Here is a 15,102-nt window from a genome sequence, read left to right on the forward strand (position 1 = left end):
CGAATTTATACTACCGAGAGGATCGCCGATGAAGACCCGCGCTGCTGTTGCGTTTGAAGCCAAGAAACCGCTTGAGATTGTCGAGCTTGATCTGGAAGGCCCGAAGGCGGGCGAAGTGCTGGTTGAGATCAAGGCGACCGGCATTTGCCACACCGACGCCTATACGCTGGACGGGTTTGACAGCGAAGGCATCTTCCCGAGTGTGCTTGGCCATGAAGGTGCAGGGATTGTGCGCGAGGTTGGCGCAGGCGTGACCAGTGTCGTTCCCGGCGACCATGTGATCCCGCTCTACACGCCCGAATGCGGCAAGTGCAAAACCTGCCTGTCGGGCAAGTCCAACCTGTGCACCGCGATCCGCGCGACGCAGGGCAAGGGCTTGATGCCTGATGGCACCACGCGCTTTTCCTATAAGGGCCAGCCAATCTACCATTATATGGGCTGTTCGACTTTCTCGAACTTCACCGTGCTGCCCGAAATTGCCGTTGCCAAGATCCGCACCGACGCGCCGTTCCAGACGAGCTGCTATATCGGCTGCGGTGTGACCACCGGCGTCGGCGCTGTCACCAAGACCGCCAATGTGCAACCGGGCGACAATGTCGTCGTCTTCGGCCTTGGCGGCATCGGGCTCAATGTGATCCAGGGCGCAAAGCTCGCCGGCGCAAAGATGATTGTCGGCATCGACATCAACTCCGATCGCGAAGAGTGGGGCCGCCAGTTCGGCATGACCCACTTCCTCAACACCAAGGGGATGAGCCGCGAGGATATTGTCGCCAAAATCGTTGAACTGACCGATGGCGGCGCAGATTATAGCTTTGACGCCACCGGCAATACCGAAGTGATGCGCACCGCGCTTGAATGCTGCCACCGCGGCTGGGGCACCAGCATCATCATCGGCGTTGCCGAAGCCGGCAAGGAAATCGCCACCCGCCCGTTCCAGCTCGTCACCGGACGCAACTGGCGCGGCACCGCCTTTGGCGGCGCCAAAGGCCGTACCGACGTCCCCAAAATCGTCGACATGTACATGGACGGACACATCCAGATCGATCCCATGATCACCCATGTCCTCACACTCGATGAAATCAACAAGGGTTTCGACCTGATGCATGCAGGCGAAAGCATCAGAAGCGTTGTCGTTTTCTGATGCTGACTATCGCTGACATTGTTGCTGAACATGCCGGACGCGAAGGGCCGCTCCTTCCGATCCTGCACGATGTACAAAAAGCGTTCGGTCATGTCAGCGAAGATGCGATTCGCACGATTGCGAATGCACTCAATTTGACCCGCGCCGAAGTCTATGGTGTTGTGAGTTTCTATCATGACTTCCGCAAAGAGCCTGAGAGCCGTCCGGTCATCAAACTTTGCCGGGCCGAAGCCTGCAAGGCACGTGGGGTTGAAGCTTTGGTTCCGATCGCAGAGGGGCAGGACCGGGTGAAGGTAGAAACCATTTACTGCCTTGGCCTGTGTTCGGTCGGTCCAGCGGCGATGATAGGAGATACCGTTCATGCCAGAGTCGATGCCCACCGTTTTGCCGAATTGATATCCGCTGCATGAAAGTCCGTATTTCCGATGATGCATTGGCATTGGCCTGCGGCGCAGACGCGGTTGCCGCAGCATTCGAAAAGGCGGGGATCGAAACCGAGCGGGTTTCCAGTTGGGGCATGCACTGGCTTGAGCCGCTGGTTGATGTCGATGGTGTCGGCTATGGCCCCGTCACTGTCGATCAAGTTGCGGCCATCATCGATGGCACTGCACAATCTATTGGCAGGATCGAAGAGCACCCGTTCATTGCCAAACAATCACGGCTGACCTTCATGCGTGCGGGCAAGACCCGCCCAACTTCACTCGACGATTATTATAGCAGCGATGGTTGGCTGGGATTGGCCAAAGCAAGGGAAGTTGGAGCGGAGGCAACGGTCGCGATGATTTTGGCGTCTGGCTTGCGCGGACGCGGCGGCGCAGGGTTTCCAGCTGGCATCAAATGGAAAACCGTTGCAGATGCAACAGCAGACCAGAAATATATCGTCTGCAACGCCGATGAGGGCGACAGCGCCACATTTGCCGACCGCATGGTGATGGAGGGCGATCCCTTCATGCTGATTGAAGGTATGGCGATCGCGGGGTTGGCCGTGGGCGCGAACAAAGGCTTTGTTTACATCCGTTCCGAATATCCGCACGCGATTGCCAAAATGGAAGCCGCGATCAAGGCCTGCGCACATTTGATCGCGCCTTTTGTGGTCGAAGTTCGTGTGGGGGCCGGCGCCTATGTTTGCGGAGAGGAAACCTCCCTTCTCAACAGCCTGGAGGGCAAGCGCGGCGAAGTGCGCGCCAAGCCCCCCCTGCCCGCACTTGAAGGCCTGTTCGGCAAGCCTACTGTGGTGAATAATGTTCTGACGCTGGCGGCAGTTCCATGGATCATGACCCACGGCGGAGAGGCGTACGCCGCCTTTGGTATGGGTCGGTCAAAAGGGACGATGCCGGTGCAATTGGCGGGTAACGTCAAAAATGGCGGCCTGTTCGAAGTCGCCTTCGGGATCACGCTGGGCGAATTGGTGAACGAAATCGGCGGCGGCACGGACAGCGGCCGACCGGTACGTTGTGTCCAGGTGGGGGGGCCATTGGGCGCTTATATCCCGCCTTCACAATTTGATTTACCGTTCGACTATGAAGCCTTTACCGCCGCCGATGCGCTGATCGGCCATGCCGGAATCACTGTATTCGATGACAGTGTCGACATGGCGCAAATGGCGCGCTTTGCGATGGAATTCTGCGCAGCTGAAAGCTGCGGAAAATGCACACCATGCCGACTTGGCAGCACGCGCGGCGTTGAAACGATCGACCAGATTATCGCCGGCAAGAATGTGGACGAAAATCTTGAATTGATTGCCGATCTCTCAGAGACGATGAAATATGGTTCTCTCTGCGCGCTGGGGGGCTTCACCCCCTATCCAGTGATGAGCGCGATCCGGCATTTCCCCGAGGACTTCAAAAAGTGACGACCATCCTTGATGGCGGCATGGGGCGGGAGTTGCAGCGGCTGGGCGCTCCGTTCCGGCAGCCCGAATGGTCTGCCCTCGCGCTGCTACAAGGCCCAGAATATGTGACGCAGGCGCACGAAGGCTTTGCCCGCGCCGGGGCGAACATGATCTCGACCAACAGCTATGCAATCGTGCCCTTTCATATTGGCGACACGCTGTTTGCGGAACGCGGACTTGCTCTGGCTAGCCTCGCCGGCCAGTTGGCGCGTGATGTCGCCAATCGCCACGGCGTTCGCGTTGCGGGTTCGTTGCCGCCAGTTCTCGGATCCTACCGGCCTGACCTGTTTGAAGTGAAGGCCGCGCGCGCCATCCTGACCGTTCTGATCGAGGGGCTGACCCCTTTTGCGGATGTCTGGCTAGCCGAAACGCTCAGCAGCCTTGGCGAAGCCGAACTTGTCGGCGAAATGCTGGCTGCAGACAGCCGTCCACTCTGGCTGTCGTTCACGTTGAACGATGAAGGAAGTGCCAGGTTGCGTTCGGGCGAAAGCATCGAGGCAGCGGTCGCTCTGGCGCAGAAACTGGGCGCAGCCGCGCTACTGTTCAATTGCAGCGCGCCCGAAGTGATGGAAGATGCGGTCGCAAGGGCGCGTGCCGCAATGGGCACTGATGCGATTGAGATCGGCGTCTATGCCAACGGCTTTGCGCACACCGACACAGAGGTTCCCGCCAATGGTGGGCTGCGCGATATCAGGACGGACCTTGATCCGCCGCGCTATCTTGAATGGGCGCGCAAATGGGTTGCCGCGGGCGCGACCATGGTCGGCGGATGCTGCGGCATCGGTCCGCAACATATACAAGCCTTGGCTGGAGGGTTGCGATGACGCAAAGACTCCAATTCTCCGCCATTTTCCTGTAGGGTAAGCACATGACGTACCAGCCGCAAAAGGATTTCGGGACCCCCCAGAGCCGGTCCAAGGATACCGTCGAATGCATGATTGACGGCCGCGCCGTTAGCGTGCCGGCCGGTACCAGCATAATGCGCGCAGCCGCAGAAAATGGCGCCAACATCCCCAAACTCTGCGCGACCGACAATATGAAAAGCTTCGGCTCTTGCCGCTTGTGCCTTGTCGAAGTCGAAGGCCGCAAGGGGACCCCAGCCAGCTGCACAACGCCGGTCGAAGCCGGCATGGTCGTGCACACGCAAACGCCATTGCTGCAGAAACTGCGCAAAGGCGTGATGGAACTCTATATTTCCGATCATCCTCTGGATTGCCTGACCTGCGCGGCCAATGGCGACTGCGAATTGCAGGATCAGGCTGGGGCAGTCGGACTGCGCGATGTGCGTTATGATGTCGAGGCGACGCATCTGGGGCAGGAGAAGGATCACTCCAACCCCTATTTCGATTTCGACCCCAGCAAATGCATCGCCTGTTCACGCTGCGTCCGTGCCTGTGACGAAGTGCAGGGGACGCTGGCGCTGACGATGGAAGGACGCGGCTGGGATTCGAAAATTTCCGCGGGCCTCGCCAGCGACGATTTCCTTGGCAGCGAATGTGTTTCCTGCGGGGCCTGCGTGCAGGCCTGCCCGACAGCCACTCTGGTTGAGAAAACCGTTGTCGAAGTTGGCACGCCCGAACGCAGCATCGTTACAACATGCGCCTATTGCGGTGTTGGGTGCACTTTCCGCGCGGAAATGCGGGGCGAACAGCTGGTGCGGATGGTTCCTTGGAAAGATGGCAAGGCCAATCGCGGCCATAGCTGCGTCAAGGGCCGCTTCGCCTGGGGCTATGCCCAACACCAGGATCGCATATTGAAACCCATGATACGCGCAAGCATCAGCGAACCATGGCGCGAAGTCGAATGGGATGAAGCCTTTGCCTACGCAGCGTCGGAACTGAAACGGATCAGCGAAAAATATGGGCGTCATGCACTGGGCGGCATCACCTCCAGCCGTTGCACCAATGAAGAAACCTTCCTCGTCCAGAAACTGGTTCGGGCCGGCTTTCGCAATAATAACGTCGATACGTGTGCGCGCGTCTGCCATTCGCCGACCGGCTATGGCCTGAAAACAACGTTCGGCACCAGCGCAGGCACACAGGATTTCGATTCTGTCGAAGATTGTGACGTCATGCTGATCATCGGTGCGAACCCCACCGATGCGCACCCCGTATTTGCAAGCCGCATGAAGCGCCGGCTGCGCGGCCAGGATGGTCGTCCGCCTGCAAAACTGATCGTGATCGATCCCCGTCGCACCAATCTAGTTCGCTCACCCCATATTGAGGCGGATGTCCATCTGCCGTTGCGGCCGGGTACCAACGTCGCCGTATTAACCGCGATGGCGCATGTGATCGTGACCGAGGGCCTTGTCGACGAAGCCTTTGTCCGCGAACGTTGCGATTGGGATGAGTTCAGCCACTGGGCAGAGTTTGTCGGCCAAGAACGAAATTCGCCGGAAACACTCGAAGCAATCACGCAAGTTGCCGCCGCCGACATCCGTCAGGCTGCCCGCCTTTTCGCCACCGAACCCAATGGCGCGATCTATTACGGCCTTGGCGTTACAGAACATAGTCAGGGCAGTTCTACCGTGATTGCGATTGCCAACCTTGCAATGGCGACAGGCAATATCGGACGGCGCGGCGTGGGCGTGAACCCCTTGCGCGGCCAGAATAATGTGCAGGGTGCCTGCGACATGGGCAGTTTTCCGCACGAATTTTCCGGCTATCGCCATGTCAGCGACGGCGAAACGCGCCGGCTATTCGAAGCTGACTGGGGCGTCAGCCTTGATCCCGAACCGGGACTGCGCATTCCGAATATGCTCGACGCGGCAACCGACGGGGTGTTCAAGGCGCTCTATTGTCAGGGAGAGGACATCCTGCAATCCGATCCCAACACTGCCCATGTTTCGGCAGGGCTGGCGGCAATGGAATGCGTAATCGTCCATGACCTGTTTTTGAACGAGACAGCAAATTACGCGCATATCTTCCTGCCCGGTTCGACCTTCCTCGAAAAGAACGGCACGTTCACCAATGCCGAACGGCGCATACAGCCTGTGCGCAAGGTGATGACGCCGCTGAACGGTCTTGAGGATTGGGAAGTCACGCAACGCTTGGCGCAGGCGATGGGGCTGGACTGGAACTACAGCCATCCAAGCGAGATCATGGATGAAATCTCCAGGCTTACGCCGAGCTTTGCCGGGGTCAACTTTGACCGGCTCAATAAGGAAGGGTCATTGCAATGGCCGGTGAATGATGCCGCACCAGACGGTTCGCCGATCATGCATGTTGATGGCTTCGTGCGCGGCAAAGGCAAGTTTGTCGTAACCGATTATGTACCGACCGATGAAAAAACCGGTCCGCGTTTCCCATTATTGCTCACCACGGGACGGATCCTCAGCCACTATAATGTCGGCGCACAGACGCGCCGTACTGATAATGTGGCATGGCACCCGGAAGATTTGCTGGAAATCCATCCAATCGATGCCGAGGATCGGGGCCTTAAAACGGGAGACTGGGTCAAGCTCACGTCTCGCGCCGGGGAAACAACGCTGCGCGCACAGGTTACAGATCGCGTTGCGCCAGGCGTTGTTTATACAACTTTCCATCACCCTGACACACAAGCCAATGTTGTCACAACCGACCATTCGGACTGGGCCACCAATTGCCCTGAATATAAGGTGACTGCGGTGCAGATCAGCGCCTCTAACGGTCCGACTGATTGGCAGGAGGAATATCGTGAACAGGCCGCGCGCTCGCGCCGTATCGTCCATGCTGAGCCCGCCGAATGAACACGGTTGATAAACTGGTGCTGATGGCGAACCAGATTGCAGCGAACCAGATGCACGAACCTGATCCTGCCAGGGCCACGGCGGAGCATATCCGCCTCTATTGGGATCCGCGGATGAAGCAGATGATTTTCGCAAATGGCAGTAAGGGGCTCACAGAAACAGCCGCCGCCGCCATTGCCCTGCTTGCCGAAACGCATGACCGCGCCTGAATCCGGATCACGGCCTTTCCGATTTGCGGTGCTGAGGCCGGACAGGCACCAAAGCGAGTTTTTGGAGCGGGCGCTTATATCCGAGGTTCCTGTAGCCTTTGAATATAATGGCATCGGCTATGCGGTGATGATGGCCACGCCGGTCGACCTCGAAGATTTTGCCATCGGCTTCACGCTTTCCGAACAGCTGGTGGACAGCGCCGACGATATCGAAGCGATCGACACCCATCGGGTAGAAAAGGGCTGGATCGTGCGCATCCAGCTGCCCGCCGACAGGGCGGAAAAAGTCTATGCACGCGCGCGCCAACGCGTTTCCGAAAGCAGCTGCGGACTGTGCGGCATGGACAATCTGGACGAAGTCATGCGCGAACTGCCCAGCGTCACGGCGCGGCTCGAGGTCGCGGACGATGCCATATTTGCCGCGCTTCAGGCACTTCGCGACCACCAGCATCTGAATGCCACGACAGGTGCATGCCATGCGGCCGCCTTTTGTGCCGTTGACGGTTCAATCCTGATGGTTCGCGAAGATGTCGGCCGGCATAATGCTCTCGACAAGGTCATTGGCGCCATCGCCAAATCCGGAAACGCACCTGAAAACGGTTTTCTACTTTTGACGGCGCGCTGTAGTTTTGAACTGGTTCAAAAGACCATATTGGCAAATTGTCCCGCTCTGGTGACCATCTCTGCTGCAACCGACTTGGCGACACATACCGCAGCAAAATACGGTTTGCGCCTGATCAGTCTGGCACGACAGGATTCCGCGCTGTCCGCATGTCCATAAAGCGTCCGATCAACCAGCTTCTGAATATCGAAATCGCAGGATCCGACAAATCGTCCGGATGCAATTTCAGATAATAGCCATAACCTTCCTCGATCACCGCATCATAGGGCATAACCAATCTGCCCGCGGCAATTTCAGGCGCAAACATATCGATATCGGCCAAGGTCACACCCGTTCCGCCCATGGCATATTGGGCGGCTGTGATGGCGGTATCAAAGGCAAGGCCTTCGTCCGTATCAATATCCAACCCCAATTGCCGTGCATAATTTGACCACAAAAGATCGCGCGGTTGACCCGCAAGTTTTATGTGCAGCAATTCTTGTTGCGACAGAAATTGGGCGACGCCTTGCCCCGAAGCCGCCTTGGCAGTTTCGGGCGAACATAATGGCGCGACGCGGACCATCCACAGCAAGTCGGTCACAAAGTCGTCCACATTTGGCCGGTCGTAGACGATGGCCATGTCGGTATTGGTTGCAGGCAGGCCAGTGACGTTCGCGCTGGAAACATCAATCCTATAGTCTGGATGCTCGATGCGGAATTCGTGCAGCAGCGGCAAAAGCTGTTGTTGCAGCATTGATGGCGGGATGTGGATCCGCAGCGCACGTTTTGCCTGCCGGTCATCGCGGATCGCATTTAACGTCTGCTCGATGCGATCAAGGCTTTTTGCAACAACAGGCAGCAATTCTTCGCCCGCCGCGGTCAGCGCGAGGCCTGTTGCCTCCCGTTCGAACAAGGGCTTGCCCAACAGTTCTTCAAGCCCGCTGACATGCCGGCTCATTGCGCTTTGCGACACCGATAGCGCCGTGGCCCCGCCGGTGAAGCTGCGATGCTGGCCCACGGCCTCAAAAGCGCGCAGCGCGTTAAGAGGCAGCCACCGCCGGTTTATCGAACCCTTGCTCTGAATTTTCCTCGCCTTTCGCGTTCGCAAATTGACCTGCCCGCCCTTTAGCGGAACATTTTGATATGGGGCCATGATAAAAAGTGATTATTCCCTATGGCAGTGACGGTTCTAACGCCTGAAGGTTCATTGAGATAAGGGAAGAATGATGGATATCGCCCGGTTTTCTGCTCTGTTGAGCCAACGGCAGGCTAGCCATACATTGCCGCAGGATCTCTATATCAGCGATGACAGTTTCGCATTCGATATGGACGCGATCTACCGCCACAGCTGGCTGATGGCCGGCATGGCATGCGAACTGCCAAAGTCCGGCAGTTACATGGCGCTGAATATCGGCAAATGGCCGGTGATCATCACCCGCGACGCGAACGATGAAATTCACGCCTTTCACAACAGCTGCCGACATCGCGGTTCCATCCTGTGCCAACCCGGCCATGGCTCTGCGCCAAAACTGGTCTGCCCCTATCACCGCTGGACCTATAATCTCGACGGCTCGCTTTTCGCCGCGACGCGGATGCCTGCCGATTTCGAAAAGGGCGACCATGGGTTGAAACCGGTGCAGGTTCGCACGGTTGCCGGCGCGATCTTCATCTGCCTCTCGGATGACCCACCGGCTTTTGATGAATTTGGTGATCGCTTTGCCGAATATGCCGCGCCGTTGAATTTCACCGACATGAAGCTTGCCGGAACCGACCTGATGGTCGAGCAAGCCAATTGGAAGCTGGTGATGGACAATGCGCGCGAATGTTACCATTGCGCAACCGGCCATCCAGACCTCGCCAAATCCTTCCCGGTGGTCTTCAGCGGCTTTTTCGACGCCGAGGGCGACAGGCGCGCCACCGAATATGCTGCCGCGATGGACGCGCTCGGTCTGCCGCACCAAGCCGTGCAGGGTGACTGGTGGCAGATGAGCCGCTTTGCCCTCAACGAAGGCGCAAGCACGATCAGCATGGATGGTCAGCATCTTGTCAAGAAACTGCTGGTCGAAGGTAATGGCGGCAGCGTCGGATCGTTTCGCTGGGCTCTCGATCCACATCTATTCGCGCATGCGACATCGGACCATGTGTTCACCTGCAGCTTCCTGCCGGTTTCGGCAACCGAAACGCACGCGCACAGCAGGTGGTACGTGCACAAGGATGCAGTTGAAGGGGTCGATTACAATGTCGACGAACTTAAGGAGGTGTGGTTGAAAACCAACCTTCAGGATCGCGAACTGGCGGAAAACAACCATCGCGGTGTGGTCAGCCCCGGATATACGCCAGGTCCGTATTCGCCCGATGCCGAAACATTGGCCCTGCAATTTGCGGACTGGTATTGCACCAAGGCACAAGCCTATATCGATACCCATGCCAGATAAGAAGCACGAGGGCCTGCGCCCGGAAACACTCGCAGTCGCACATGGCTATGATCCCGAAATGGGGATGTGGTCGGCCAAGCCGCCGATCTTCATGACATCGACCTTTGTCTATCCTTCGGCGCAATATGCAAAGGACGTGCACGAGGCGTTTTTCGACAATTCCGGGCCGCTGAAAGGTTCGACCCACCATATTTACGCCCGCTTGGGGCATCCGGGCCTCGATTTCCTGGAGACACGGCTTGCAGCCATAGATGGTGCCGAGGCAGCAGCAGCATTTGCCAGCGGAATGGCGGCGCAATCAGCAATTGCCCTTGCGTTCATGCGCCCGGGCGACAGCATGATCCACGGCCGCCCGATCTATGGCGGCGTCGACATGCTGTACAACCAGACGCTCTCTGAATTTGGCGTTACGGCCGAGGCATATCTCGACGGCACCGACGAGGCGGAGGTACGCAGGGCGGCGAAGGCTGCCATTGCGCACGGGCCACTGAAACTCATCGTTGCCGAAACGCCGGCTAATCCGACCGCAGCCATCGTCGATCTGGAATTGATGGTACAGCTTGCGGACGAAATCGGCGCCGAACAGGGGCATCGCCCACTGGTAGTGGTCGACAACACATTCCTCGGGCCCTTTGCCCAGCGTCCCATCGAACTGGGCGTTGATCTCAACATGACATCGCTCACCAAATATTGCGGCGGCCATAGCGACCTATTGGCAGGGGGCGTTACCGGCCGTGCCGAGTTAATTGAGAAGCTGCGCTACCAACGTGTCGTCTGGGGCAGCCATCTTGACCCCTTCACATCATGGCTGCTGCTTCGTTCGATTGAATCGGTTGCCGTACGCATGGAGCGGGCCATGCAAAATGCGCAAAAGGTTGCCGAATTTCTTGTGTCCCATCCGAAAGTGGCTGGGGTCACCTATCTGGGCTTTCTGAAAGAAGGCACGCGACAGCGCGAAGTGTTTAATCGCCAGTGCAAGGCGGCCGGGTCGACCTTTTCTTTCCACCTACATGGCGGCGAGGCCGAGGCGTTCCGGATGCTTGACGGTATCAAGCTGATAAAGCTTGCCGTTAGCCTTGGCGGTTCGGAAACATTGATCTGCCATTCGGCGTCCACCACCCATTATGCGGTGACACCCGAAAAGCGGCTCGAAGGTGGCATCACCGATGGCACGATGCGGTTGTCGGTCGGGCTGGAACATGTTGATGATTTGATCGCCGATTTGGCGCAGGCTCTGGAGGCTGTGTGATGGAACTGAATTTTGGCGGAACCGATCTGTGCGCAGTGAATGGCACACGCAGCAAGGCCGAAGCACGTTATGATGTGGTTGTCGTGGGTGCAGGACCAAGCGGCATTGCCGCAGCTTTAGATGCCGTGAAGAGCGGCGCATCAGTGCTGCTGGTTGATGAAAATCCGGTTTCGGGCGGATTGATGGGCAATGACACGCCGCTGTATTTTGGTGGCCGCATGACGGCGGCAACGCAGAATAGCGAACGTATGCTCGAAGCCGTATTCATGAGTATGCCGGAGCTGGAAACCGCAATGGAGGCGGGTGTCGAACTCATGCTCGGCACCACTGCATGGGGTGTGTATCGCAATGGCCCCGGGGCGCAGAGCCTGCCCGAGCAGGTGGTGGGCCTTGCCAATGCCGAGCGATCCTGGATGGTTGCTTTTGACAGGATTGTACTCGCCACCGGTGCACGCGATCTGGCGATGGCATTTCCGGGATGGAACCAGCCGGGCGTGATGGGCGCCGCGGCATTGCAAATGCTGCTGAGCCGTTATGACGCCTTTTCCGGGCGGCGGATATTGGTCGCAGGATCGCATGATCTGGCATTGGAAACCACCTTGCTGGCACACGAACGCGGCATCGAAGTTGCGGGACTTGTCGAGATGCGGAATGCACCGCAGGGCGACCCCAAACTTGTCGCCAAAGTCGAAGCATTGGGCATTCCCATCACGTGCAATACGCATCCAGTCGAGGCCAAGGGCGGGCTTGACGGTGTCGAGCAGATCAAATTGGCCAATGGCGAAACGGTCGCCTGTGACACGCTTGTGATGGCGATAGGGTTGATACCGATGATCGAATTGGTTGATGCAATGCACGGCGCGCGCGCGCTTGAACCAATGCGTGGCGGTTATATCCCAAAAGGCGAAGCGACCGTCACAGCCGTGGGCGATTGCGCCGGCCTAGCGGATACAGGCTTTGACCATATCGCATACCGGATGGACTGGATGCGCGCGCTTTCCAACAGCTGCGCAGATGATACCATCATCTGCCAGTGCGAGGAGGTTACGCGCGCTGACCTTATCGGTGTGCAGCCGCCGAATTATCTGACGCGCCCGGCACCGATGTGTGCACGTTCGCTTGAAACCTTGCTGGAAGATGGCCCTGCCAACCAGGACCAGATCAAGCGCCTGACCCGTTCGGGCATGGGCGTATGCCAAGGCCGTCGATGCCGCGACCAAGTTGCTATGTTGCTCGCGATGGAATCTGACAAGCCCTTCGGCACAATTCCGCTGGCCACGCATCGCGCGCCGGTTCGCCCGCTGCCAATGAAGATATTGGCCGAATGGGACGAGCCGGCAGAGATGGACGCAGCCTGGGATGTGTGGTTCGGAATTCCAACTGCATGGGTGCCATGGGAGGATATTGGCACCCCGCACGAGGATGAGCACCGCGAGATGCTGTATACGGGGATGTACAAATGAGCGGGTCGGAAGTTGTTATCGTCGGCGGCGGTGTTACCGGGCTGAGCGCAGGCTGGTGGCTCGCACGGTCGGGTGTAAAGGTGACCGTGCTCGACAAATTCATTGTCGGATGGGAGGCATCGGGCCGCAATGGCGGCGGCGCATCGCATTATGCCAGCCCGCTGTTTGACGAAGAGCAGCGTCTATGGCCGCAAATGGATGAGTTGTTGGGTTATCCGACAGAGCATCGGAAAGAGCGGATCATCATCGCGATGACGGAACGGCAGTGGGAGCAATATCGCTTCGTCGCCGAACGACATACCCGCCTCGGCCATCCGGTTGAATTGCTCGACACCCGTCAGGTGCTGGATGCGGTGCCGCTGGCCAGCGAAAAATGTTTTGGCGGTGTCCATTACAAATTTGGCGGCCACGCCAATCCGCAACGCAGTGTGCAGGCCTATGCCTGGGCGCTTCAGGATCTGGGCGGCAAAATTGTACAGCACAGCCCGGTCACCGGTTTCGAAACCGCGGGTGGCAAAGTCACCGCGGTGAAAACGGCCAACGCGACCTATGGCTGTGACGCCGTCGTTGTCGCAGCCGGTCCCCAGATACCGCATCTTATGGCGCAGTTGGGTGTCCATGTGCCACTGGCAGCGGCACGTGCGGAAATGATTATCACCGAGCCCGCCCCGATGATGCCAATTGGCGGGGTCGACGGGCATAAGCTTTATGGTCGCCAGACGATGCGCGGCAATCTTGCTTATGGTGGCGGGCCGCATGAATGGATCGATGTCGATGAGACCGGGCCTGCAGCTCGGCCTTCAACATCTCTATCGCGCAACCTTGCAAAGAGGCTTGCCGAACTTTTGCCAAAAGCCGCGCATCTCAATGTGATCCGCAGCTGGGCGGGTGTTATCGAAAACTCGCCGGATGGTCGCCCGATCATCGACCGGCTTAGCAGCCCGGACAATGTTGTGGTGGCATCCATGTCAAGCGTGGGCTTTGGCCTGTCTCCGGCATCGGGCCATGCAATCCGCGATCTGGTGCTGGATGGCCAATGCTCGTTCGCTGATATCGACCTTTTCAAACTGTCGCGCTTCGACAATCTCGAAGCTGATTGGCGTGAAAAGCGCGGATGGATGGCAATTGCATGAGCCGTTATTCGGCACTCGGATTGTTGCGCGGGGCGCTTAACGGGCAAAAGCACTGGCAGCCCGCGTGGCGCGATCCCGAACCCAAATCGCAGTATGACGTCATCGTCATCGGCGGCGGGGGGCACGGGCTGGCAACGGCTTATTATCTGGCAAAGGTCCATGGCCTGCGCAACATTGCGGTGTTGGAAAAGGGATGGATCGGCGGAGGAAATACCGGCCGCAACACGACGATCGTGCGGTCCAATTACCGGCAACCCGCGTTGCACAATCTGTTCGAATTCGGCCTCAAGATGTGGGAGCATCTAAGCGACGAACTGAACTATAATGTGATGTTCTCACCACGCGGATCATTGACGCTCGGCCATAGCGATGCTGACATGACTATGCTGGCGCAGCGCGGCGATGCCATGCGGTGTAGCGGCATCGATGCCGAATTGCTGACGCGCGATCAGGTGGCAAAAATGGAACCGCTGCTCGATATGTCACGCGAGGCGCGTTTCCCCATTCAGGGGGCATTGCTGCAAGGACGTGGGGGCACCGCCCGCCATGATGCGGTCGCATGGGGCTATGCACGCGGCGCTGACAGCCTGGGCGTCGACATCATCCAAAAATGTGAAGTCACAGGCTTTGTCTGGGACGGTAAAGCTGTTGTCGGCGTTGAAACCACGCGCGGCCGAATTGGCGCCGGCCGGATTGGTATTTGCGTGGCCGGGCATAGCGGCCATGTCGCAGGGCTGGCTGGTCTGAAACTGCCGATCGAATCGCAAACATTGCAGGCGATGGTGACAGAAGGCGTCAAGCCGATGATCAAAAGCGTCATCCAGACGCAATCGCTTCATTGCTATATCAGCCAATCAGATAAAGGTGGCATCGTCTTTGGCGGCGATCCGGATAACTGGCCCAGCTATGCCCAGCGCGGCAATCCAATGATTATGGAGGGCGCAATCGCACAAGGTTTGGCCCTGGTCCCCTCCCTGTCCCGCTTGCGCATGGTGCGGACTTGGTCTGGGGTGACCGATATGAGTTTTGATGGTTCGCCGATCATTGGCGAGACGCCGGTGCAGAACCTCTTTTTGAACGGCGGCTGGTGCTATGGCGGGTTCAAGGCCACACCGGCGTCCGGGTGGACCTATGCGTACACGCTGGCAAACGGCAAACCGCACAATTTGAACGCCCCCTTCGCACTGGACCGCTTCGAAAAGGGCGCGACCATCGACGAAACCGGGACCGGCCCGATGCCGAATAGCCGCTGA

The 15,102-nt window shown here is 58.2% G+C and carries 13 protein-coding genes; 12 read left to right on the forward strand and 1 reads right to left on the reverse strand.

Annotation, left to right across the window (positions count from 1 at the left end; genetic code table 11):
• The first annotated feature begins 28 nt into the window (after positions 1-28).
• The 7 genes from RSE16_14120 to fdhD all read left to right on the forward strand — a co-directional run bounded on the left by RSE16_14120 (position 29) and on the right by fdhD (position 7,749).
• On the forward strand, positions 29-1,141 hold the full coding sequence (locus RSE16_14120; protein ID WRH75817.1) for an S-(hydroxymethyl)glutathione dehydrogenase/class III alcohol dehydrogenase: 1,113 nt from the start codon (positions 29-31) through the stop codon (positions 1,139-1,141).
• Positions 1,141-1,551: an NAD(P)H-dependent oxidoreductase subunit E gene (locus RSE16_14125; protein ID WRH75818.1), complete on the forward strand. Its 411-nt coding sequence runs from the start codon at positions 1,141-1,143 to the stop codon at positions 1,549-1,551. The genes RSE16_14120 and RSE16_14125 overlap by 1 nt, the downstream gene beginning before the upstream one ends.
• Positions 1,548-2,993, forward strand: a complete 1,446-nt coding sequence (locus tag RSE16_14130; protein ID WRH75819.1) for an NADH-ubiquinone oxidoreductase-F iron-sulfur binding region domain-containing protein — start codon at positions 1,548-1,550, stop codon at positions 2,991-2,993. The genes RSE16_14125 and RSE16_14130 overlap by 4 nt, the downstream gene beginning before the upstream one ends.
• Complete coding sequence (locus tag RSE16_14135; protein WRH75820.1) at positions 2,990-3,856, forward strand: homocysteine S-methyltransferase family protein; 867 nt, start codon at positions 2,990-2,992, stop codon at positions 3,854-3,856. The genes RSE16_14130 and RSE16_14135 overlap by 4 nt, the downstream gene beginning before the upstream one ends.
• 44 nt (positions 3,857-3,900) lie before the next feature.
• On the forward strand, positions 3,901-6,759 hold the full coding sequence (fdhF, locus tag RSE16_14140) for a formate dehydrogenase subunit alpha (protein WRH75821.1): 2,859 nt from the start codon (positions 3,901-3,903) through the stop codon (positions 6,757-6,759).
• Positions 6,756-6,968 carry a formate dehydrogenase subunit delta gene (locus RSE16_14145; protein WRH75822.1) on the forward strand — a complete coding sequence of 71 codons (213 nt, stop codon included), beginning with the start codon at positions 6,756-6,758 and terminating at the stop codon, positions 6,966-6,968. Before fdhF ends, RSE16_14145 begins: the two co-directional genes overlap by 4 nt.
• Before the next feature lie 61 nt (positions 6,969-7,029).
• Entirely contained in the window at positions 7,030-7,749 is a 720-nt protein-coding gene (gene fdhD / locus RSE16_14150) for a formate dehydrogenase accessory sulfurtransferase FdhD (protein WRH75823.1), read from the forward strand.
• On the opposite strand, the gene RSE16_14155 is transcribed toward fdhD, so the two are convergent.
• Complete coding sequence (locus RSE16_14155) at positions 7,706-8,722, reverse strand: LysR family transcriptional regulator (protein ID WRH75824.1); 1,017 nt, start codon at positions 8,720-8,722, stop codon at positions 7,706-7,708. The genes fdhD and RSE16_14155 overlap by 44 nt on opposite strands.
• A 70-nt stretch (positions 8,723-8,792) precedes the next feature.
• Here RSE16_14155 and RSE16_14160 point away from each other — a divergent pair, with 70 nt between their 5' ends.
• Genes RSE16_14160 through RSE16_14180 form a run of 5 tightly spaced genes read left to right on the forward strand, consistent with a single transcriptional unit; the run spans position 8,793 to position 15,102 of the window.
• Positions 8,793-10,004 carry an aromatic ring-hydroxylating dioxygenase subunit alpha gene (locus tag RSE16_14160; GenBank protein WRH75825.1) on the forward strand — a complete coding sequence of 404 codons (1,212 nt, stop codon included), beginning with the start codon at positions 8,793-8,795 and terminating at the stop codon, positions 10,002-10,004.
• On the forward strand, positions 9,994-11,253 hold the full coding sequence (locus tag RSE16_14165; GenBank protein WRH75826.1) for a cystathionine gamma-synthase family protein: 1,260 nt from the start codon (positions 9,994-9,996) through the stop codon (positions 11,251-11,253). Before RSE16_14160 ends, RSE16_14165 begins: the two co-directional genes overlap by 11 nt.
• A complete protein-coding gene (locus tag RSE16_14170) occupies positions 11,253-12,716 on the forward strand; it encodes an FAD-dependent oxidoreductase (GenBank protein ID WRH75827.1) in 1,464 nt (487 codons plus the stop codon). Before RSE16_14165 ends, RSE16_14170 begins: the two co-directional genes overlap by 1 nt.
• Positions 12,713-13,849 carry an FAD-binding oxidoreductase gene (locus tag RSE16_14175; GenBank protein WRH75828.1) on the forward strand — a complete coding sequence of 379 codons (1,137 nt, stop codon included), beginning with the start codon at positions 12,713-12,715 and terminating at the stop codon, positions 13,847-13,849. The genes RSE16_14170 and RSE16_14175 overlap by 4 nt, the downstream gene beginning before the upstream one ends.
• Positions 13,846-15,102 carry a sarcosine oxidase subunit beta family protein gene (locus RSE16_14180; GenBank protein WRH75829.1) on the forward strand — a complete coding sequence of 419 codons (1,257 nt, stop codon included), beginning with the start codon at positions 13,846-13,848 and terminating at the stop codon, positions 15,100-15,102. Before RSE16_14175 ends, RSE16_14180 begins: the two co-directional genes overlap by 4 nt.

It is taken from the genome of Sphingobium sp., assembly GCA_035196065.1.
In the GTDB taxonomy this organism is placed as follows: Bacteria; Pseudomonadota; Alphaproteobacteria; order Sphingomonadales; family Sphingomonadaceae; genus Sphingorhabdus_B; species Sphingorhabdus_B rara.